Annotated in this window: 18 protein-coding genes; 10 read left to right on the forward strand and 8 right to left on the reverse strand. The window is 44.7% G+C overall.

Features of this window, described 5'->3' with window-relative positions; all coding sequences use genetic code 11:
* The first annotated feature begins 137 nt into the window (after positions 1–137).
* The 7 genes from Pan54_RS17280 to Pan54_RS17310 all read left to right on the forward strand — a co-directional run bounded on the left by Pan54_RS17280 (position 138) and on the right by Pan54_RS17310 (position 8802).
* Entirely contained in the window at positions 138–1253 is a 1116-nt protein-coding gene (locus tag Pan54_RS17280) for a DUF429 domain-containing protein (protein ID WP_165441825.1), read from the forward strand.
* Between the two features lie 3 nt (positions 1254–1256).
* Positions 1257–4628 carry a type I restriction endonuclease subunit R gene (locus Pan54_RS17285; RefSeq protein WP_146504672.1) on the forward strand — a complete coding sequence of 1124 codons (3372 nt, stop codon included), beginning with the start codon at positions 1257–1259 and terminating at the stop codon, positions 4626–4628.
* Positions 4628–5317: a M48 family metallopeptidase gene (locus tag Pan54_RS17290; RefSeq protein WP_146504673.1), complete on the forward strand. Its 690-nt coding sequence runs from the start codon at positions 4628–4630 to the stop codon at positions 5315–5317. The genes Pan54_RS17285 and Pan54_RS17290 overlap by 1 nt, the downstream gene beginning before the upstream one ends.
* Before the next feature lie 109 nt (positions 5318–5426).
* Positions 5427–6722 carry a DUF6361 family protein gene (locus Pan54_RS17295; RefSeq protein WP_242631359.1) on the forward strand — a complete coding sequence of 432 codons (1296 nt, stop codon included), beginning with the start codon at positions 5427–5429 and terminating at the stop codon, positions 6720–6722.
* A complete protein-coding gene (locus tag Pan54_RS17300) occupies positions 6709–7038 on the forward strand; it encodes a hypothetical protein (RefSeq protein WP_146504675.1) in 330 nt (109 codons plus the stop codon). Before Pan54_RS17295 ends, Pan54_RS17300 begins: the two co-directional genes overlap by 14 nt.
* Positions 7039–7132: 94 nt before the next feature.
* The gene (locus tag Pan54_RS17305) at positions 7133–7957 is read left to right on the forward strand and encodes a hypothetical protein (protein ID WP_146504676.1); all 825 of its coding nucleotides are present in this window, start codon (positions 7133–7135) and stop codon (positions 7955–7957) included.
* Positions 7954–8802 (forward strand): hypothetical protein, encoded by an 849-nt coding sequence (locus Pan54_RS17310; RefSeq protein WP_146504677.1) that lies wholly within the window; start codon positions 7954–7956, stop codon positions 8800–8802. Before Pan54_RS17305 ends, Pan54_RS17310 begins: the two co-directional genes overlap by 4 nt.
* Here Pan54_RS17310 and Pan54_RS17315 read toward each other — a convergent pair.
* Complete coding sequence (locus tag Pan54_RS17315) at positions 8750–9736, reverse strand: IS30 family transposase (RefSeq protein WP_165441826.1); 987 nt, start codon at positions 9734–9736, stop codon at positions 8750–8752. The genes Pan54_RS17310 and Pan54_RS17315 overlap by 53 nt on opposite strands.
* On the opposite strand from Pan54_RS17315, the gene Pan54_RS17320 reads away from it, so the two are divergent.
* From Pan54_RS17320 to Pan54_RS17330, 3 genes are all read left to right on the forward strand, one after another.
* A complete protein-coding gene (locus Pan54_RS17320) occupies positions 9726–12383 on the forward strand; it encodes a helicase-related protein (RefSeq protein ID WP_165441827.1) in 2658 nt (885 codons plus the stop codon). The genes Pan54_RS17315 and Pan54_RS17320 overlap by 11 nt on opposite strands.
* 96 nt (positions 12384–12479) lie before the next feature.
* Positions 12480–13712 (forward strand): MBL fold metallo-hydrolase, encoded by a 1233-nt coding sequence (locus tag Pan54_RS17325; protein WP_261343183.1) that lies wholly within the window; start codon positions 12480–12482, stop codon positions 13710–13712.
* Between the two features lie 6 nt (positions 13713–13718).
* Positions 13719–14762: a hypothetical protein gene (locus Pan54_RS17330; protein WP_146504680.1), complete on the forward strand. Its 1044-nt coding sequence runs from the start codon at positions 13719–13721 to the stop codon at positions 14760–14762.
* Positions 14763–15352: 590 nt separating this feature from the next.
* On the opposite strand, the gene Pan54_RS17335 is transcribed toward Pan54_RS17330, so the two are convergent.
* The 7 genes from Pan54_RS17335 to Pan54_RS26835 all read right to left on the reverse strand — a co-directional run bounded on the left by Pan54_RS17335 (position 15353) and on the right by Pan54_RS26835 (position 20622).
* Positions 15353–16300, reverse strand: coding sequence for a hypothetical protein (locus tag Pan54_RS17335; RefSeq protein WP_146504681.1), 948 nt, complete (start codon positions 16298–16300; stop codon positions 15353–15355).
* Positions 16301–16518: 218 nt separating this feature from the next.
* Positions 16519–17184: a HEPN domain-containing protein gene (locus tag Pan54_RS17340; protein WP_146504682.1), complete on the reverse strand. Its 666-nt coding sequence runs from the start codon at positions 17182–17184 to the stop codon at positions 16519–16521.
* Positions 17185–17240: 56 nt separating this feature from the next.
* Positions 17241–17813, reverse strand: a complete 573-nt coding sequence (locus Pan54_RS17345) for an alpha-ketoglutarate-dependent dioxygenase AlkB family protein (RefSeq protein ID WP_146504683.1) — start codon at positions 17811–17813, stop codon at positions 17241–17243.
* Between the two features lie 497 nt (positions 17814–18310).
* Positions 18311–18724: a hypothetical protein gene (locus tag Pan54_RS17350; protein WP_146504684.1), complete on the reverse strand. Its 414-nt coding sequence runs from the start codon at positions 18722–18724 to the stop codon at positions 18311–18313.
* 183 nt (positions 18725–18907) lie between these two features.
* Positions 18908–19522 (reverse strand): hypothetical protein, encoded by a 615-nt coding sequence (locus Pan54_RS17355; protein ID WP_146504685.1) that lies wholly within the window; start codon positions 19520–19522, stop codon positions 18908–18910.
* A gap of 445 nt (positions 19523–19967) precedes the next feature.
* Positions 19968–20444 carry a hypothetical protein gene (locus tag Pan54_RS26125; RefSeq protein WP_207310169.1) on the reverse strand — a complete coding sequence of 159 codons (477 nt, stop codon included), beginning with the start codon at positions 20442–20444 and terminating at the stop codon, positions 19968–19970.
* A complete protein-coding gene (locus Pan54_RS26835; RefSeq protein ID WP_146504686.1) occupies positions 20437–20622 on the reverse strand; it encodes a MerR family transcriptional regulator in 186 nt (61 codons plus the stop codon). The genes Pan54_RS26125 and Pan54_RS26835 overlap by 8 nt, the downstream gene beginning before the upstream one ends.
* Positions 20623–21081: the final 459 nt, after the last annotated feature.

The raw sequence follows: 21081 nt of genomic DNA on the forward strand, positions 1-21081 counted from the left end.
TAAAAATCGATTGGATCTATCGCTTTGCCGTAAACGGCTCGTTCCCGGACCCTTTTGAGGAGGTCGCCGCAATTTGTGCAATATGTGAGGAGACTGAATACGCTTATTTGTTGCTTAGCAACCGAAGTTCTCCTCCAATGTCTGCCGCAACCACAGGTCAAGTGGTGGGAATCTGCACGGCAGAGAGTGGTCGCCTGTTGCTTCAAGCAACCGCCGTAGTCAGAGAGCAACCTGCATCGCACTCGATAACTCCTAATGCAGTCACCGGTCTATATGGCGAACTGGCGGATCGGGTCTTCTGCAAGATCGAGAATGTTCAACTAACTGGTTCAATACCCGTCGATGAGTCCATTCTGTCGGCAGAAGCACAGAAAGACCTCCTCAATGGACAGGCGACGGTAAAGCGACTCACGAAAGCAACCAAGAAACCGAAGCGAGCAGCGAAACAGAATCCCGTATCAGTCGCCCCGGATTTAGAACCGATCGAATTGGATTCGGTTGAATTGCAATTTGCCATTCCGCCGGATGTAGACGAATTCGTAGTGGGACTTGATCCAACGGCAGCCACTTGGGAATCGGCAATGACCGTTGGAACCAAAAAGATGCCGTCATTCGCTTTGAGGATTAAGGATGGACGCCTATCCGTTGCTGAAAGCCCGTTAGCTTTGCATCTGACAAATAACGACTTCTGGCAGCGAGTGAATGATCTCAAAGCTTCACTCACTTGTATCGACGGTCCGTGTGGAACGAATGGACCTCGGCTACTGGATGCCTACTCAGCATGGGCTGATGATGGTTGCCACGGCACAAGAGATTCTGAAATTCAGTTATATCGTGAGGGAGTGGGTCTCTTTTGGACTAGCCAAAACACAGTGATGAACTTCAAAGGACCTGATCGGTGGATCGCTCGTTCCCTGCGTTTGTTTAGCGAGTCACCAACAATCGAAAAGATCGAGACTCATCCTCATGGGGCATTCCTGTTCCTGTGGCATTCTTTCGGGCAAGAAGGCAAACCACCGGAAAAAAGCAAACTAGCGGGACAGGATGCGAGGTTCGCAATATTGAAAAAGTTCTTACCGGATCTGACAAGGAAAATGGTCCCGGACCATGATGCTATGGATTCAGCCGTCGCTGCATTAGTTGCCGCACTTCATCGACTTGGATTAACGACATCTTTTGGAACCATGAAAAACGGTGGTTTGATTTGGATGCCGAACATAAGCGATCAAGTTCGACGAAACGGAGAGAATTGAACCATGTCCGAATACAACTTCGTCGAAAAACCGTTTCTCGATCAGTTGAAGCAACTGGACTGGGACGTCATTGATCAGGGACCAGCATATCCGACTGATCCGACGAAGAGTCTGCGCAACAATTTCAGGGATGTGTTTCTGCGAGACAAGTTCTTTGAGAATGTCCGAGCGATCAATACCACAGAAGACGGTCAAGCTTGGCTGACCGACAAGCAACTTGAAGAAGTCTATGAGAGCATTTCAGGCGGTATGACTGGAAGTCTGATCGAGATCAATGAAGCTGTCCAGAAGCTTCTCTATCGAACTCAGGTTGATGAAAATGAACTCACAGGTGAGGAATACCCAAACGTTCAACCGATTGACTTTCAAAACCCACTCAAAAATAACTTTCTGGCAATCAATCAGTTTCGTATCGACACACCGGGTTGCGTAAAGTCTTGCATCATTCCCGACATCGTGCTGTTCGTGAATGGGATACCGTTGGTCGTAGTCGAAGCCAAGGATATCAACCAGACCGAATCCAACCCGATGTATGAAGCGTTCCGTCAGTTGATGCGGTACAGCGGGCAGCGGCAAGGGACTCACGAAGCTGGGCTTCGAGAGGGTGAGCCGAAGCTGTTCCATACGAACCAATTTATTATTCGCAGTTGCGGAGATCGATGCGAGTTTGGGACGGTCACCTCCACCGAAGAAGAATATTTCTACCCGTGGCGTGACATCTATCCCGAGAAGTACAGCACCTATGAGAAGCCGCTTAGAATAGAACGGCAACAGGAATTACTGATTCAGGGAATGCTTCCCAAGGAAACTTTGCTCGACATCGTGCGCAGTTGCACTGTTTTCATGGATGTGGGCAAGACACGAGCAAAGATTGTCTGTCGCTATCAGCAATACCGAGCTATGCAGAAGATCATCGGTCGTCTCCGTAAAGGCGATACACCGATGGAACGGTCGGGAGTTGTGTGGCACACTCAAGGATCAGGCAAGTCACTTACGATGGTGTTTGCTATTCGCAAATTGCGAATGTGTGATGACCTGAAAGATTTCAAGGTTTGCCTGATTAACGACCGTCGAGACCTTGAACAACAGCTTGGTGAAACGGCAACACTGACCGACGAGAAGGTGACCTACATCAACAGCACAAAGGATTTGAAGGAGAAGCTTGCCACCGACACATCCAACCTGAACATGATTATGGTTCACAAGTTCAACGAGGTCCAGAACAAGGATGTTCCCGATTACCTTGAGAGTGCTTTAAATATACCTCAGTACGAGAACTTCGGCGTGGTGAACTCATCCGAGCGAATCTTGCTCATGATTGACGAGGCTCATCGGTCTCAGGCAGGGGATCTCGGAGACAACCTATTCGAAGCGTTTCCGCAGGCGACTCGACTTGCCTTCACAGGAACACCACTCATTGCCGTAAAAGATGGTCAGGTCGTTGGGCAGAAGACAGCCAAACGATTCGGTGGTTATATCGACAAATACAAGATACAGGATGCCGTGGATGATGGTGCGACGGTCCAGATTCTCTACGAGGGAAAGACCGCCGATTCGGCGATCAACATGAAACATGTGTTTGACAACAAGATCGATGATGCTGCCCGAATCCACGTTGAGTCGCAACTTCGAAAGGCCGACAATGTTGCTGCCCTGAAGAGAATGGCGAAACGTGAAGCGAAGCCGTTTGATGATCTGGTCAGGGAACGAACTGCCGAAGAGATTCTGGCACTGAAACAAAAATGGGGAACAACAGGCGATATTCTAGAAGCCGATGAGCGAATTGAGGACATCGCCGAGGACCTTGTGGACCACTACATTGAAAACATCCTTCCGAACGGCTTCAAAGCTCAGGTCGTCTGCGGGTCCAAGATGGCGGCGATCAAATACAAGGATTTTATAGACAAGGCACTTGCGGTACGACTGGCCATCGAAGAAGCAAAACCATCAAAAGGAAATACCACTCAGGAATCAGGCTACCGAGATGATGAATTATGTAGACAGATTGCTTTTTTGCAGTCAGTTGTTGTGATATCTGGTGATGGAACAAATGAGGCAGCCGTGATCACAGCCGCTCGCAAGCATGCCCGAGAAGTGAATGCCGTCGATAACTTTAAACGAGCCTTTAATTACGATGATCCCGAAAAGGTCAATACAGGGGTCGCCTTCCTGATTGTCTGCGACATGCTGTTAACAGGTTTCGATGCTCCAATCGAGCAGGTCATGTATATCGATAAGAACGTAAAGAATCACAATCTGTTACAAACAATTGCCCGAGTTAACAGGATTGCTAAAGGCAAGAGTCGTGGCTTCATTGTCGATTACATCGGATTGTCTAAACACTTGAAGCAGGCACTCTCGATTTATGCGTCTGAGGATCGGAAAGACCTCGAAGAGTCTCTCCAGAACATCAGCGTTGAACTTCCAGTTCTACAGGACCGTTACCGCCGACTGCTCAATCTGTTCGTGGATAATGGAGTCAAGAACATCGAGGAGTTTGTTGAGCAAAAGATAAGCGACCAAGTAGAACTGTTCGCCACTTTAGAAAAAGCCATCGAGTGCATGGAGGATATTAAGCAGCGATCAAACTTTGAGGTGTACCTGAAAAAGTTTATGCAGAGCATGGACATCATTCTGCCTAATGCCGCTGCTAATCCTTACAAGATTCCTGTCAAGCGATTTGGTTATATCCTCGTGAGAGTCAGGGACCGCTACAAAGACGACACGCTGACGATTTCTGGTGCTGGCGAGAAAGTGAAAAAGCATATCGACGAGCATCTGATCAGCCTTGGCATCAACCCGAAGATTCCTCCAGTCGAGTTATTTTCGTCTCAATTCATTCAGGAAGTTGAGAAGAATACCTCACCCAAAGCCAAGGCAAGTGAAATGGAACATGCCATTCGCAAGCACTGCAAGGTTAAGTTTGACGAAGACCCAGCTTTTTACGCAAAGCTGAGCGAGAAACTGGAAGCACTGATCAAGCAACACAAAGACAATTGGGAGCAATTGGTTGGCGATCTATTCGGTCTTCGCAGCGAGGCAGAGGCAGGACGCAAAGAGGAAATTGAAGGAGTGAGTGCTGAAGCGGCTCCTTTCTATGATCTGGTTGGGCAACTCGCCTTTAAGGACAAGACTGTCCCTCCTGAATGTGCGGAGACTGTGAAACAGCTTGTGATTGATGTCATCGATCATTTGCAGTCCAACATCGACATTATCGACTTCTGGAACCGTCCTACAGAAGTCAGCCGCCTGCGAGGTGAATTATCGGATTTGATGTTGGCAACAGGTGTTGATCAGGTAATTGGAAACGCTGACAAGCTTGTCGCCGAGATCACTCAACTTGCGAAGAACCGAGAAAAGGACATTCTCAGTTAATGAAAACTTTCAAGGACATTGAGTACACACTGAAACGCAGTGACCGCAAGACCGCCAGTATTTACATTGAGCGAGATGGGCAGGTATCTGTACTTGTGCCAAAAGAGCTTTCCAAGGCTCGAATAGAAGAACTGCTCGAATCTAAACGCAAATGGATATATCGAAATCAGGCAGAATGGCATGACCTGAATACTACGAGAATTCAGCGGGAATATGTCAATGGCGAAGGTTTTTTATATCTTGGTCGCACCTACCGATTGAAGTTGGTCGATCAGCAAGAACAACCATTGATGCTCAAGAACGGATACTTCTGCCTGATGTCGAACAATGATTCAGCCCAAGATGCGGATTCTGCTTTCAAAGAATTTTATCGAACCAAAGGTAAGGATCGCATTTCTGAACGTGTGACATTTTTTGAGCGACGTATGGGGGTCAATTCCAACGCAATCAAAATTATGGAATTGAAGAATCGTTGGGCATCCTGCACACAGGGAGGCAATTTGAACTTTCACTGGAAGTGCATGATGGCACCACCTACGGTTATCGATTACATCATCGTCCACGAACTCGCTCACTTGATTCACGCTAACCACACAGATGCGTTCTGGAACGAGGTAGACAAAGTTCTTCCCGATTATGGCGACCGTAAAGAATGGCTGCGGATACACGGAGCAGGGATGGGCTTGTAACATAAATCAGAAGATGCAAATGTGACCGACCTCCTTACCATTCTGGACGAATTCTAAAAGTAAGCACGTCTAAGAATTCGAACTTCAAAGATGATAAGAACATAACTGAATGATCCAAGATACTGACCATAATTCTGCTCTCGGGTGGATTGACTTCTCTTCGGAGCACCGAGCTAAAGTCAGAACTGTAATCGATCTGTTGGGGGAGCGAGGGGTAATTGACGAACTTGGCATTGGAGTGATCAGAGACTCTTTCTCGGACTCATTGTTTCCCGGCATTTCTACGATCCAAACCAGAGCGAAATACTATCTTACTGTTCCTCGTATTCTTCGTGACTACGAACACCTTGATCTACGGTCCCGTCGCAAACAATCACTATCTGACTACCTTCGGAAGTCTGAAAATGAGTGTATGTTATCGCTTGCTCGAAATCATAAGGAAGATCCACAGACTGGAATTATCGGAATCGAATTCTTTGACAAACCGGGCGAGGTTCAGAGAAAACCATCTTCCGTCTACTGGAACGGTATCCGATTGTTTGGATTAGTGAATACGAAGCTATCTTTACAAGAATTCACCCGTAAATTTGCGAATCCAGAACAACCCTTGCATGACCTGATCAAAGGTGATGATGAAAAAAAGGGCGACGATCACGACGCATATAACTCATCCGGGTCAATCATTGAGCTTCCGTCATGGCAAAATAGTGACTGGATCAATGATTTGAATTTGAATCTCAGTTTCGACGAATCGCAATTCTTGGCTACCAAGATTGCGGCTACGGTACCTAATAGCCTCTTAGGACAAGTGCTGATGGATTCCGAAGTTCGCATGATGTTTTGTGAACTCGCAGACAACATTAGTGTTTCCAATCTGTTCGATGATACCAATTTCGTGAGCCGCTTTGACGAGAATCTACAAAGCGTAATGTTTGGTGCTAGTGCCTTTTGGCATCTGCTGAAAGGGGCTCACATTCGCTACAACATATTGATTCAGAGAAAACAAAGTATTACCACAAAGAAAGAAGAATTCGAGCAGGAATGGAGTGAGTGGCTTTCATCGATCGATACGTTTCCATGGGATCGCTGGAATACCGACTTTATCTGGCAACTTGCGAGCAGGCACGGGAGGCAGATTCGAGAGTATACAAAACAGTTTGTGACAGATTGGATTGCTGCCATTGAACAGTGCGCAACTAATGAGTTTTATGATGAGCTAGTCATCAGGCAGGAAAGACTAAATAAGAAGCCTCTGGCAAGGCTTCAAGATGGTGCCGATTATCGTCAGACTAATTGGGTCGGAATTCGTGATCTAGACTTTCGCTTCACTCAGGCTCGTACCATTGTTCGAGACATCCACCGAGGTCTGAATGAGCATCAGGAGGAGTCCGATGCTCGACTATAAAAGAGATCGTCTTGACTACGGTGAAATGTTAATCCCACCGGAAGGTTACACCCTCAGTCGGGCAATTGCTGCCACGTATTCTCTAGATTTGAACACGTTGTTATCGATTCCAATAGCGCTATTCTACGCTCAAACACTGGAAGGTTTTGAAGGAGGAGAACGTATTCAACTGCTGGATTCCATTCAAAAATGCCCAGATGTTCTCAAAATTTACCATCAAAAAGGAAAAATACACGTTCCCAGAACCCAGAACCGACTGTATGGGTTGATTGAGGAATGGGGAAGGGGAACCACTACAACAGAATCTGCATGCTAAGTTATTCGTCTTTAGACAACAGACTCGTGGGAGCCGGTGGTTCATTGGATCGGCGAATGCAACTACAGCAGCCATAGAGAGGAATGTTGAGTTCATGCTGGAACTGAGAGGGCAGAGCGATGCCGTTCAGTTTGACAGACTGCTCGACGACCTGCTTGGTCCAGATAGAGATGCTAATATCTTTGAGCCATTTGAAGCCAAGCCCGAAGCGAATGAAGTTGATCAAAGCCTCGAACAGAAGCTTCGTTTGTTGGAATATGACCTTCTCAAGTCAATTGAGATCGAGTCTGCACGAGTGGAACGACAGCCCACTAGTGAGAATTATGATCTTCACATCATACTCCGCCCCGGAAGTATTCGCTGGTCGGAATTCTCTGTCCGGTTAGCTCCATTCAATTCCAAAGACATGGAAGCACAACCGCTATCAAATGAAGGTCCGTTTGTATTTTGTTTCGAGAATATCAATGAGAGTAATCTGAGCCTATTTCTCCGATTTGAGATTTACCATGAAGGAGAACGGCTGCGGCAATTCCTGATGAAGATCAATATTGACGGAATGCCTACTAGCCGAGTCAGCCGAATCATTCAAAGCATCATCAAAGATAGTAATCTGTTTTTCGAATACCTACGATTCCTGCTTGCTGACGAGTTCGACAAAAACAATGTCTCGGGTTCTGATAACAAAAGCGGAACAAATGCCAAAGATGTTCAAATCTGGGACATTCAGACTCCTATTTTTGAGCAGTTGCTGATTTCAGCATCACGTAGACCCGGTCGTCTAAAGGAGATCGATGATGTGATCAGACACTTGACACAAGACATGGTTGACGAGAAGAAAGTTGTGCCACCTGAGTTCGTTTCGTTTTGGAACGCTTTCAGACAAATGGTTCCGCAACCGCAGGAGCCATTTTCAACATGAGCACTTCGCAGGTCGACAGTCACATTCGCCAGAGCATTGATTCGTTGAAAGATTTTCAGCGAGCAACGGTTGACGTTGTTTACGACCGCCTTTTCTATGGCGATCAGTCAAGAATGTTAGTTGCCGATGAAGTAGGATTGGGGAAAACAATTGTTGCCAAAGGGATTATAGCACGAAGAATAAAAGAGAAGATCGAGAGTGGCGACCAGAGTCGCCTCAATGTGACTTACATTTGCTCGAACCAAATCATTGCACGAGAGAATGTCCGAAAGTTAGACATCTACCCAAAGCAGCAATCTTATCAGCGTAACGTTGACCGTATTTCTTTTTTGGCGGAGAAACCAAAGTCCGAGCCAGAGGGATTGCTCAATCTGAATACTTTAACACCCGGTACATCATTTCGCACTGGTGAAGGGACGGGTGTCCAAAAGGAAAGAAAGCTCCTGTATGCAATCTTAATGACTGATTCAAAGGGGTTGGGGGAACTACCTGAAGGATTAGCTTGTTTGCTTCGTGGATCTGTTAGGAAAAGTGCACGAGACTGGTGGGAGAATGTTGAAGAAAAACGTGTGAGTCGTTTTGCATCTACACTTAGAGATGGACTTTCTGAAAAGTTCCTTTCGAAGATTAAAGAAACTAGGGTAGAACATTCGGATCAACTGGCTGATCGGCTGGACTTATCACGTTCCACGAGTCTTTACGATGCAGTATACGAGTATGCCTTCGAACAAAACGTAAATAACTTTGAGTCTTATCACTTCGGTTCGCTGGATTTAATCAAACAAGGTGGATTCAATTTTGAAATGCACGGGTTTTGGGTTCGAACAGTTCGTGTGGTGATTTGAATTGGTACTTTTTGCGAGGCCGGTTGTTCAACTCCATCACAGCCGCTTGAATATCCTCGGCTTTCAGTTTACGGAAATCGCTCCCCTTCAGGAAGTATTGCCGCAGAAGCCCGTTGGTGTTCTCATTCTGGCCGCGTTGCCACGGCTGGCGAGCCGGAGCAAAATAGATCGCACAATGCAGGGCTTGCTCCAACTCTCGATGACCCGAAAACTCACTCCCGTTGTCCGTCGTCAAAGTTCGAATCAATGACGATGGCAACCCCTCAAACGCAAACACCGAAGCCGCGTTCAACGTCGATGCTTTCTTGTCCGGCAGATAGCTCGCCACAAGATAGCCGGTCTTGCGTTCGACATGCGTGACAATGTAGCCGGTCCCCTTTTGACCCTCGATGGTATCCGATTCCCAGTGCCCGATCCGCGAACGATTGCGTGCAGAAACCGGTCGCTGATCCATTGGCTTTTTGGTCGGGTCGCATCGTCTGGAGATCCCTGTGCCGTAGCGTTTGCGGCGTTTCTTTCTCGATTGACGCAGCTGCCTGTAGATGTTGCCGCCCTGCTTTTTGTTTGCTTTGATCCAGGCGTAAATCGTCTCAATGGATATTCGCATTCTGGCCTCCCGAGGATGCAGTCGCAAGAGTTGACCTGCAATCTGTTCCGGCGACCACTTGAGAGACAACTTATCGAGCAGGAATTCTTTGAGCGGAGCGTGGTTGAGTTTCCAGGGGAGTTTGCAGAGTTGTCGACGCCGTCGCGCTTTGCGGTCGGCTTTCCCGGCGAAATACTTCCCGGTCGCATCCGAATTCCGCCGCAGTTCTCGGGAGATCGTGCTGGGGTCTCGGGATAACTCGCGCGCAATTTCTATTCGAGAGTGTCCCAGGGCGTGCATGTGCGCTATGGAATCACGTTCCTCAGCAGTAAGATGCGTGTGTGACATTCGTGATTTCTTCTTAGTAGGATTGATGGTCGTTTGGTCAAAACAAACCATCTCACGAATGTCACTCTTTTTCCATCAACCCGTGCATTTCAAAATTGAATCCACCCAACTTCGGAAAGTGTTAGCCTCTTTGTGTATCAATTATATTGATGCAGATCTCTTCATTCTTGATGAATTCCAGAGATTTCGGGATCTCATTGATGAAGACAAGGACTCCGAAGCAGCAATCATTGCTCGCCAAATATTTTCGCAACCGAATGCTCGTGTGTTGCTATTGTCGGCAACCCCCTTTAAGGCATTCACTGGCAACTCCGAAGATGAAAGCGGCGAGGAGCATTATAAAGAGTTTCGCACGGTTTTGAATTTTTTGTTTCAGTCGGATCGAACTTGCATAGAGGAATATGAAATACACAGGCAATCTTTATTTAAGCAGCTTCTGAGCATCAATTCGTCCGCCGAAGATATCGATACGACACACAAGGATGCTGTCGAAAAGCTTTTAAGACGTGTCATCTGTCGTACCGAGCGTCTCAGCGTTTCCAAAGACCACGATGCCATGACGTGGGACAAGTGGAGAAATCAGCCAGTTATGCCAACCGCTGCTGATGTTGAGAATTTCATTATGGCTGATCAGCTTGTTCAAATAATGAATGAAAAAATTAAACGAAAGGCAGACCAACTTCATTCGCCCATTGAGTTCTGTAAATCGGCTCCATATCCACTCTCATTCTTAGACGACTACAAGCTCAAAAGAGAACTAAAAAGTCGACGCAGTAATCCAGAAATGCATTCGGCAATTCTCGCCAGACCAAATGCTTGGATCGATCATCAGCAAATTGATACATTCAGCTTTGTCGCTGGAGACAACGGTCAGCCTTTTGCGAACGCTCGATTTTCAAGAGTTGCTGAAGAAGTATTGGCTCAGAACGCAGAGCTATTGCTTTGGGTTCCACCTAGTCTGCCTTATTACCCAATCAGTGGAGCATTTGAGGGATCGACTGGATTTTCCAAAACTCTCATTTTCTCCGCATGGTTAATGGTTCCAAGAATGCTGGCTTCTTTGCTGTCGTACGAAGTAGAACGGAGAACCATTGGACATCCAAATATTGTGGATACTCAAGAACAGGAAGAGCGCCGATACCATACCAAAAAGCGACATCCTGTCCCACAACTTGTGTATCGGGATGAGAATGGTCCAGCAAACATGTCTAACTTCACACTTTTATATCCATCGATCTCATTGGCCGATACTTTTGATCCCGTAAATTCGCTGCTCTCAGGCAAATCAGTCAATGATTTGCACTCAGAGATTAGTAAACGTATACGGCGACTGATCGAAGAATCGAATCTGAAGCAGTACGAAACGGACTCAGGCGAGCCAAGTCGCTGGTACTGGGCTGCACCATTACTTCTTGACAAACTCAATTCTGATATCACAGGTACAGTAAACGAATGGTTGAACTGTAAAGAACGTGTTCACAATGCATTTGCAGCGGAAAAAAAGGAGGTTGGTAGGGCCAAGGCACTCCACTTTGAACAGCTTGTTGAGACATTTAATAACCCTGCCAATGCTGGCTTGGGGAAGATGCCGGAAGAATTGTCAAACGTGTTGGCCGAGTCCGCACTTGGTGCACCGGGGATAGTATCCCTCAGGGCATTTCGAAGGCAATATGGTGGTGAAATGGATGAGAATTGTCTCCACGCTTTCTCTTTAGCCAACGATTTCGTCACTTTGTTCAAAAAGCCAGAGTCCATCGCTGCCATTCGACTCAGTGTTCCGGACCGACTTCCGTATTGGCATCGGTGTATTCGCTATTGCCGTGATGGTTGTGTGCAAGCTGTATTGGATGAATACCTACATTTGCTCAGGGCGGACTGTGAAGACGCAGATGAGGCCATCGTCAGACTCCGTGCATCCTTTAACCTGCAAACGACTTCGCTCAATGTCGATGATCTTGATACTTTTATGAATGGTCAGACACGCAAATTACGTTGTCATTTCGCTACCGAACTCGGCAATCAGAGGCTTGAAACTGAACAAGGTGGTAAGCGAGCATCGAATATCCGACAAGTTTTTAACTCACCTTTCCGACCGTTTGTGCTAGCAACCACATCCATTGGTCAGGAGGGGCTAGACTTCCATCAATATTGCCGCAAAATCGTACATTGGAATCTGCCAAGCAATCCAATTGATCTTGAACAACGTGAAGGCAGGATTAACCGTTTTAAAGGTCACGTTATCAGGCAACAGATTGCAGATAAGTACATGCCCATGTTGTCAGATGATGATCTCTCGGAAAATGATATTTGGCTTGATCTTTTCAAACTAGCTCAACTTGAGCGAGAGGAAGGCCAGTCAGAACTCATTCCCTTCTGGCATGTGGAGACTGATAAATACAAAATTGAACGTCTTGTTCCGTTCTATCCGTTCAGTAGAGATCGGGCAAAACTCTCGTCAATTCTGAAAACACTTTCGATCTACCGCCTCGCATTCGGCCAGCCTCGGCAAACTGAACTCGTCGAGCATCTTCTCAAGCATGTTCCAGAGGATCAAATTGAAAGCATTCGTGAAAATCTCATGATTGATCTAAGTCCTTTTAAATATGTAGCCAATGGCACTCCGAAAGATACCAAAACTGTCTTTTAAGAATCCCTTGTGGAATATCAAATTCAAAAATCGAATCAAAATGGCGATATTTGGCCATGGTTGTAATCAATAAATTGAAGAAAGAAATGTAAACCAGTGCGATGCAAAATTCATCGAGGATGCCATGAAATTGGAGGCAACTGCATCGAAATTGAGTCGCAGGGCATGCGGATCGTTTTGGACATCGGCTTACCACTGAAAAATGACAAAAACATTTCAGCCCCAGACATCAGCGGACTGACGGCATGCGATGACTCATTACTCGGAATCTTTATATCACATCCACATCCTGACCATTACGGCTTGCTGGATAAGATCACAGAACCTGTGCCAGTCTACATGGGCGAAGCCTCTCGTCGCATAATCGAAGTCAGTTCATTCTTTACTCCTCTTCCTACCCTTGGAAACGTTGAGCCATTGGGCTATCGAGACCAACAGTCCATACAACTTGGACCATTCACAATCACGCCTTATCGCATCGATCATTCGGCGTTTGACAGTCATTGTTTGCTGATCGAGGCTGAAGGAAAGAGACTGTTCTACTCGGGTGACATTCGTGGTCACGGCAGAAATTCCCATCTATACGATGATCTCATTCAAAATCCGCCACAGAATATCGATGTCCTGATTTGTGAAGGCACTCAGATCGGTCGTATCCCAGACTTCGCTTACCCAGATGAAGAATCGGTTGAAGCTGGGATGGTCGAGGTCTTTAAGAAAACAAATGGGATGGGTTTGGTGTGGTGTTCGAGCCAAAACATCGACCGTCTGGTATCGGTGTGGAATGCCTGCAAAAAATCAGGGAGACAACTGGTCCTTGACATGTATACGGCTGAGATTGTGCGTGCTGCCAAGGATGATGCTCTGCCTAAACCCGGCAAGGAAGGAGTAACTGTTTATCTGCCATATACTCAGAAACAGAAAATTATCCGTGAAAAGGCATTTCATATTTCAAACCCATATCGCCGACACCGAATATATTACAAAGCCTTGGTTGAAGCAGCGTCTCGATTGGTAATGATCTTCCGTCCCAGTATGATGGGAGATCATGATTTGGCTAAATGCTTAAGCGGAGCAAGTCTTATTAGTTCGGTTTGGTCTGGCTATGTCCATCGCAGCCAAAATGAACTTGATCAGATGAAAAATATGGGAATCGAACGAACTCACATTCATACGTCTGGTCATGCTACGGTAGATGAACTTCGGAAATTCGCAAATGCGATTCCTGCGAAACGGATTGTTCCGATTCATTTGGAAAACAGAGAAGGCTTTGCAGAATTGTCTGAACGAGTGGAATTAAAAAACGATCACGAATGGTGGGAGATATGAACGAAGATGTCTAAAAGACTAGAAAAGCTGAATATTGACAATAAAATCTCTTGGTATTTTGTGAACGAACAAGGTGGTACGACGAGATATCGAGAGTTGCAATACCCATTCCCCGATCTTCGTTGCTTTGACTTAGGAGATGGGACTGAATTCGAATCACTCGAAAGGTTTGAATGGCAACGCATCAGGGAACTTGGGGAAGAACTCCACATAGACCCAAATTCAATCAAGAAGGAAAACTTAATACAATGGGTTCGTTTTGTTTTGCAACATGAGTCGCCTATCTTAAAAAAAATGATAGTTCCAACTACCGCCATCCGGAAGCTCTATGAGTTTATGCGGGGCGAATTCAAAGACCGTGAATTTCGAAGTAAACTTCTAGATGCACTTTCAGAAGCACCAGAGTCGCTAATTGAACTCTGTCGAGTGTCCTATGCTCAGTTTGTTTCTTACGACAATCAATCCGAAGGATGGGGTAGTTCCGTTAGAAAGAAACTACCTGAGGCACCAGTGAATTTGAGCGATTCATCTAAAACAAATGAAGTAGTGTCTTACTTTACCAAAGTTGGGGCAACATGTTTATCTAACGCTGGGTTTTCTTATGTTACAAGAGAGTTTAATCCCCGACGCACTACCAACGGAGTATTTGAAAGCGGTCTTTCGGCTAGATCATCCGGAGCCGGTGGTATCGACGTGTTGCTCATGAAAAATGGTAATCCTGTTGTCGGGGAAATCAAGGTAAAAGACGATGCTGACCCCTTTTACGCACTTATTCAGTGCCTTACCTACGCAATCGAAGCAGGTACACCAAATCAGTTTCTGCGAATGAAAAAATATCCGATTGACCAGCAACCTGAATTTTTTGAATTGGACGAACAGTCACCTAATGTTGATATTTGCATAATCTGCATTAATCATTCGCATGTAGAAATGTACAAAAGGCTTTCGGTATTAGTAAAAAAATTGGAGGAATCAGGCGATCTTCCATTCTTAGGAAAAATTTACCTCACTCATAATTCTGGAAACGACCTTAAGCATTTTGAGAAATGAACACTAAACTAATACCACAAAACTCGGGAAAGCACGACTCTTCACAATGATCGAGTTCTTCATGTTAGGCAAACTGTTAGAAGTTCTTGCATTCTGCCTTGCTTCGTTTTGCTAAGCTGAGGCTGATAGTCACCGCAACCTCAATGCATTTTGATTTGCCCAGATACAAATGACAATGGCTAACACCCCATACTCGACCGTGATGAACTCATCCGAAGCGTCAGAGATTTACTTGGAGAAAAAGTCAAAGAAGAAATTCAGCTTGATGGATTGCTATCCTTAATTGGTGGTGATCCATCTGAAGTTATCGTTCGAGTGAGTGGGAACAAAATCTCGATATCGGAATTCCGTGTTCGATGGGATGGACCTCATACTCCAACAGTTCATCCACGACTGGTAACCGCCATTAACTGGAAGAGCCTTCCTGATTTTGACATCATGTGTCTCATTAGCATGGCAATTGAATCTATCCGTAGGTATCGACTTGAGAAATATCGAACATGTTTGAGGTGTGGAGAAACTAATCCTCCTGAGTGGATGCACGGCGATGACATCTGCCAATCGTGTGCTGAGCGACACATGGGTGTGGTTTATTGATTAATTCCTTCCTTCTGCATTTTAGAAATAAACATCTCAGATGAGATTGGTCTATATTTTTTTACTAATGACATCGAAACTTCATGAAGACTCTCAATGACTTCATCAATTCTCATTGGCTCTAACCCCAATGGCTTGCAGTATTGATCACTACAAGTGTGTTGTATAAATTCAATAACACTGAGTGGATATTCTTCATCATGTAGAAATACATGAAGTTTACTGCAATGAGCTAGTATTACCTTTGTGGATTTCTTCAGATGTTCATCATTAAGTTCACCTTTTGAGTAATCAGCTTTATCTTGCATTGACAAATCTACAATTGCTAATTGGAGTTCAGAAATGCTCTTATTTATTTCAATTACCTTCATCTCATAATCATGACGATAATTCTCAAGGGAATCGAATGAATCTAATTGTCTTAAAATCGCTGCTTCAATTCTATTTCTGACAATCATGGACTCAGATTTGTCTACAAATACCCTTGTATTTACATCAGCCAATTTTTGAGCCGCTTCTCTCAACGTAGCCAGTGCCGACAATCGTGAAGCCTGCCTTAACGCTTCGTAAGAATCACCTTGAGCTTTTGCGCTCTCTTGACTCGCCTCTCGCATCTGTCGGATTTCATGCCGTTGCTGTTCCAATTCTTGCTTTTGCCAGAACATCGTCATTATCAAGGCTGCAAAAGCACATGCTGACACAAATGCATTGGCGAAGCCAAAGCTGTCTCCAAAATTATTCACTCCTTCGGGATAGCCTCCATAGAAAGTGAATGGAAGAAAGGAAATGATAGTTACGCCTAAAAGGAAAAGGATTGCATATTGGATAACTTTCTTTGTTGGAATCACTTTCGGCTCTTCAATGATTGGCTTTTCGCACTTGCCGCACTTCTTCTCCTCGATTATTTGTCCGCACTCTTCGCACTTTTTCACTTCGGTCACAGCATCTTCCTTCAATTGTGATATTCGGGGAAGACAGTCGATGCTGTCACCCTCTGTCTTCAAGCTTCATATAGCTGGCAAAGAAAAGCAGATGTGGACATCTTCTGACTTCCTGCGTTCTTGCGCAATTCTTACCAAGTATTCAACTTCATTCTGATTGTGATGATTTTATCCATGCCTTTTCTTAGTAAGGCTGAACAGTATTTGTATTTCAAAAGTCAGGACAGATATTTTTCCATGAAGTCAGCAACCTCCACCAGCATCTTCTTCACTTCGTTCTCATCAAACTGGTCAAGCTTACCGTGTGCTGCGCTATTTCTAATATCAGCCAGTGCCGTAATCTTCTTCTGTGTGAGTTTCTGGTAGATTCCTTCTTTCGCAAGTAGAGCGTTCATCATGTCCAGCTTAGGCTTTTCTGGAAGTTCAATATTGTTTTCAGCACAAAGCTTTCTAAGCCCATCTTCCAAAACAGCACCAGCCACAACAACAGAAGCCTGATAGTAGCCCTGCTCGGAAAGATGATTTGCTTGTTCAAGAAAATCGTCAAAGATGTCGGCTTCTACCGTCTTGCGATAATCAAAAAGATGACCATTTTCTAAGTCATCTAAAGCAGCTCCCAGAATACCATTCCCAGCCATCACATTACTTTTGAAAGCTTTAGTGCATTCTGAAGTATAAGTCTCGTAATGGATACTGTCTTTGCCAAATCCTGTCGCAAGAATGCTTAATGATTTTGTTCTCCAAGCATGGAATTGTGTTTGTTCCACACTAGTGTCACGCCTATTACCTCTTGTTATCACTTCACTGCCAGTAGATGAACTCACATTGTTTCCATGTTTTATCAATTCTCTCAGACGTGCCGCTATTCTTTCATCTGTTTTCATGATTTACCTTTCCATAGTGTGATGACTCAGTTTGGATATCACGTCAACAGTCATTTTCATTTGGTATCCCCAAGAATCTTCCTGAATGTCAGGTTAATTCGTTCGCCTACGACTTGCTTCGTCTTCGGCACTTCGTGTTGCCAGAATTGCTGCATTGTTCCAGCCATGATAATCAGTGACCCGTGATTTGCGAGAAAGGTCTTCGTCTCTCTCGTCTCGTTGTGCCTGATCCGAAACTTTCGTGTGGCTCCCAAAGAAAGCGAACCAATCACATTTCCCATCTCAGGTTCATCATCTGCGTGCCAGCCCATGCTGTCTGATCCTGAGCGATAGCGGTTCAATAGACAGTAATTGTACTCACCCTGAACGGCTTCAATTTTGTTCTTGATTTCAAGCAATTTTGCAGTCCACGGCAGAGCAGCATAGTCCATGCCTGAATACCGATAACTGATGCCAGCATCGCCGTATGAGGCAATCAATCGTGGCTGCATGTGACCAAAGATACCGAGCTTTTGTTCCCACTGGCAGTTATCTCGCAACTCAGTGAAGTACCGATCTGCCAAGTCTTTGGTTAGAAAGGCTTCGTCGAAAAGAAGTGTTCCTCCATCTTCAAGTTCGATTGTGTTCATTAGAATTCCAAGAAGAAGCTCTTTAGATTGAATGTTCTTTTCTTGATTCCCATTCGTTATCTTTAAGTAAACGAATTACATGAATAATCTTTTGCAAAGAATTCCACATTGAGTGACACCAAAAGCAAAGCCATGTTGTCGTTTATTGCATGTCTTCTTTTCATGACAATTTACCTTTGGTCAGCAATGCCTGCACGTGTAATTGTTAAACGATATTGCAAGAAAGGGGGAGTATTGCATTCTATAGAAAATAGCCTGTTTCTGCCTGCAAACACCTTAGCTGACCATTGGCATATTTACCATAAATATCAGACACGACAGTTTTTTTACTGGTGGGATAAGAATTTACGCTACGATGTTAAGAAGCATCCCAGAGGGTTTGGGCAATAACTCTGAAGGCAGTAATCAGCGAATGGTCAACTCGAACAAATTTCCCATTACGTCATATTCAGTAACATCACCAAAACCTTTGATTGGTCTCAAAAGTTCTCAACTAATTAAATTTGGGCTCTGCTTGCCCACAATTCCTTAGTGGGGGACTGGTATGAATCCTCCGCACGGTATGTGATTTTCAAATCATCTCCTTCCATCTTCACACTGATTATAAGATGGTCACTCGTTTGCTTGTCTGGATTGAACTTGCTTATGGCAAGGATCTTAGAAGGTGAAGCGAATCCATTTCCGTCCGCAGGAGAATTACGAATTATCAAAGCTCGGTCTCCAACATGCGGTTCAATTGATTTCTTGAAATGTCCCGAACCGCTGAAGTGCCAATATGTGTAGTTCGCTCTAGCAGGACGTTCGACTGCCATGATAATCAGCACAAATGCTTGCTCTGTTGTATTCTCAATCGTGACAGTGGTGGCTTGAACTTCGTGCTTTTCTGATTTGCGATTCTCTTCAGCATTCAAAATTGAATTGATCGCAAAAATTGTGGTCATCGAAATAAGGAGGGCATACTTCATCGGAGAATCTTTCAGTAAAATGTGTTAGGTGTGATGACATTTATGTTATCTCCCTACTTACTCCTGAGCTTTCTCACTGAAGAGTGGGAGGTCTCAAATTTTTCAAGGAGGGATTTGATGTAAGAGGCACTATGGGAACTTTTTGAAAATTGGTCCTTCGGGGACTGCAAGTGGTTCTGATCGAAATTCTAATTGGACAATAACATCTTCATTGGAATTTTGAGTCTTGAATTTTTCATCCCACCATTCAATGTATAAAATTCCTCGCAAATAGACGGTGGCACTCAATCGCAATTCTCCGTTCAGCACACCAAATGGATTTACCCTTAGACGTATCTCTCCGTCATCGAGAGGATGATCTTTCTCATCCGATCGAAGTCCAATTTTCATTGCTGAAACATACCAGCTTGGTGAAGTATTATTGACTAGCAAAGAGTTTACATGTTTCTCCGCATAGTCGTTTACTGCTCTAATAAAGTCACCGTGACTATATCCAGCATTTGATGTTTCGCTTAGCGGCAATGAAATCATTGCAACATCATGTCCATCTACTCTGATTTTTTGGAAATTCTGTCCCTCTCGTGCATTCCATGAAAATGACCACGGATGCATGTCTGACTTTTCGAGTTTGAAATCGTGCCATAATCGTACTGTTTGGACAATTAGGGGAAGCCCCCCTTGGTTCATCAATTGAAGGTCGACTTGCTGTTCATACCCTTGGTTTATTTTTTTCGATAATACCATGTAATCTGCCAGTGATACTTTCAGATTTGAGCACAATTCATTTCTTCTTTGTCGCTCACTGACAATGTATTGGAGGCATGCAAATATCACTGATAGTACCGTCAATAATTCAACAGTTTTTCTGATGTACGATGACCATCCAAAGTGTCTTCCACAGTGCGGGCATGTTTTTGCATTTTTGTGGACTTCCTCCTTGCATTCAGGACATTCGCCTTTCTTTGGGTATTGACGGCTCTGAACCTTACTGAATGAGGGAGATGAGTACATTGCGATTCTTCTAATTGCAATTTGATAGGGATTTTGGTTGATCAAGAGTGTTCATGAAAATTCCATCTCAAGGAATTTGCAGTCAAGAAATCTCGATCTCAAATCATTGGCAGATGTGCAAATATTTTCAATCAAACCAACGCTTTAAATTGTGTTAAGCCAGTGGAGATAATTTCCATTACATATTCTCATAATGATCCCGCCAGTCCCTTTTCCCACTCTCCTCAACTCTCGGGCAAACCCGATCCCACCACTCATCGCAAAACATTCCACCCTTTTCGAATGCAAGCCTCATGACCTCAGCGATTTTTTCACCAAATTCATCTCCATAAACCCTCATGCACACGTTTCCTGACGAATCCAACAAGCATTTCCCACCACCCTCAGATTCAATTTTAAACGGTCCTGTGGGAAGCGTAGCTCTATCAATCGGTCTTTTAAATCCTGCTTTTTCGAGTGCGGCGATTGTTCGCTCTCGGTTCCAGCCTGTGATCCCATCAGTATTCTGACAGATCCCTTGGGCGAACATTTCAGGACGAATTTTCAAGTGTTGGTCTCGAAAACCGATCTTTTGAAGTAATCTTCCCATCTCAAGATTTGAAACTCCGAATACTTCACCAAGTTGCTTTTGGGTTACGAATGGGAAGTCATGCATCAGGAACCTCCTTACCTAATACAGTGGCGATCTTCTGGATGTCATCTTCTGTGAATAATCTCCTGCCTGATACTCGGTTCGGTTCGGCAACCTTTCCAGAAGTGAACAAGTAAACGATTCGATGTGATGGAATGCCGATCCTTTTTGCAACGTCTCGTAGTGTGTAACAGTTATTCATGAATTTCCTCCGCAAATATCTATGCAGGAGAAATTCATTTTTGTGCGAAAGAAAAGAAAATTATTTCATTTGCTGACGAATTGTCGTTTTGTCGTTAATCCAGATGCCTCCGTCCACGGATGTGTCTCGATCAACAAGAAAATCTCAGTGTATTTTCCAAAGAGGAAGAGAAGCGGATTGAAACTAAATGGATCGTGGAACGACTGCAGGAAGGAGTTGCCAAGGATGAGAGCGTTTTGACAAGACTCTGAGGACAGCGCAAAGACGATTGAGAGAAGCATTGCCGATCTACATGGAAGATCGTAATGAGGATGATGAGGATTTAGAAATTAGCGCTTAATTTTATGTCGTTTTGTCGCATTGGCGGCGACAAAACGTCAAAACGACATTATGGAAAAAGCCCACTCCAATGAATTCATTAGAGTGGGCAAGCTCAGCGTCAGTGACGCTGTTATTAAG

The sequence above is a fragment of the Rubinisphaera italica genome, assembly GCF_007859715.1.
In the GTDB taxonomy this organism is placed as follows: domain Bacteria; phylum Planctomycetota; class Planctomycetia; order Planctomycetales; family Planctomycetaceae; genus Rubinisphaera; species Rubinisphaera italica.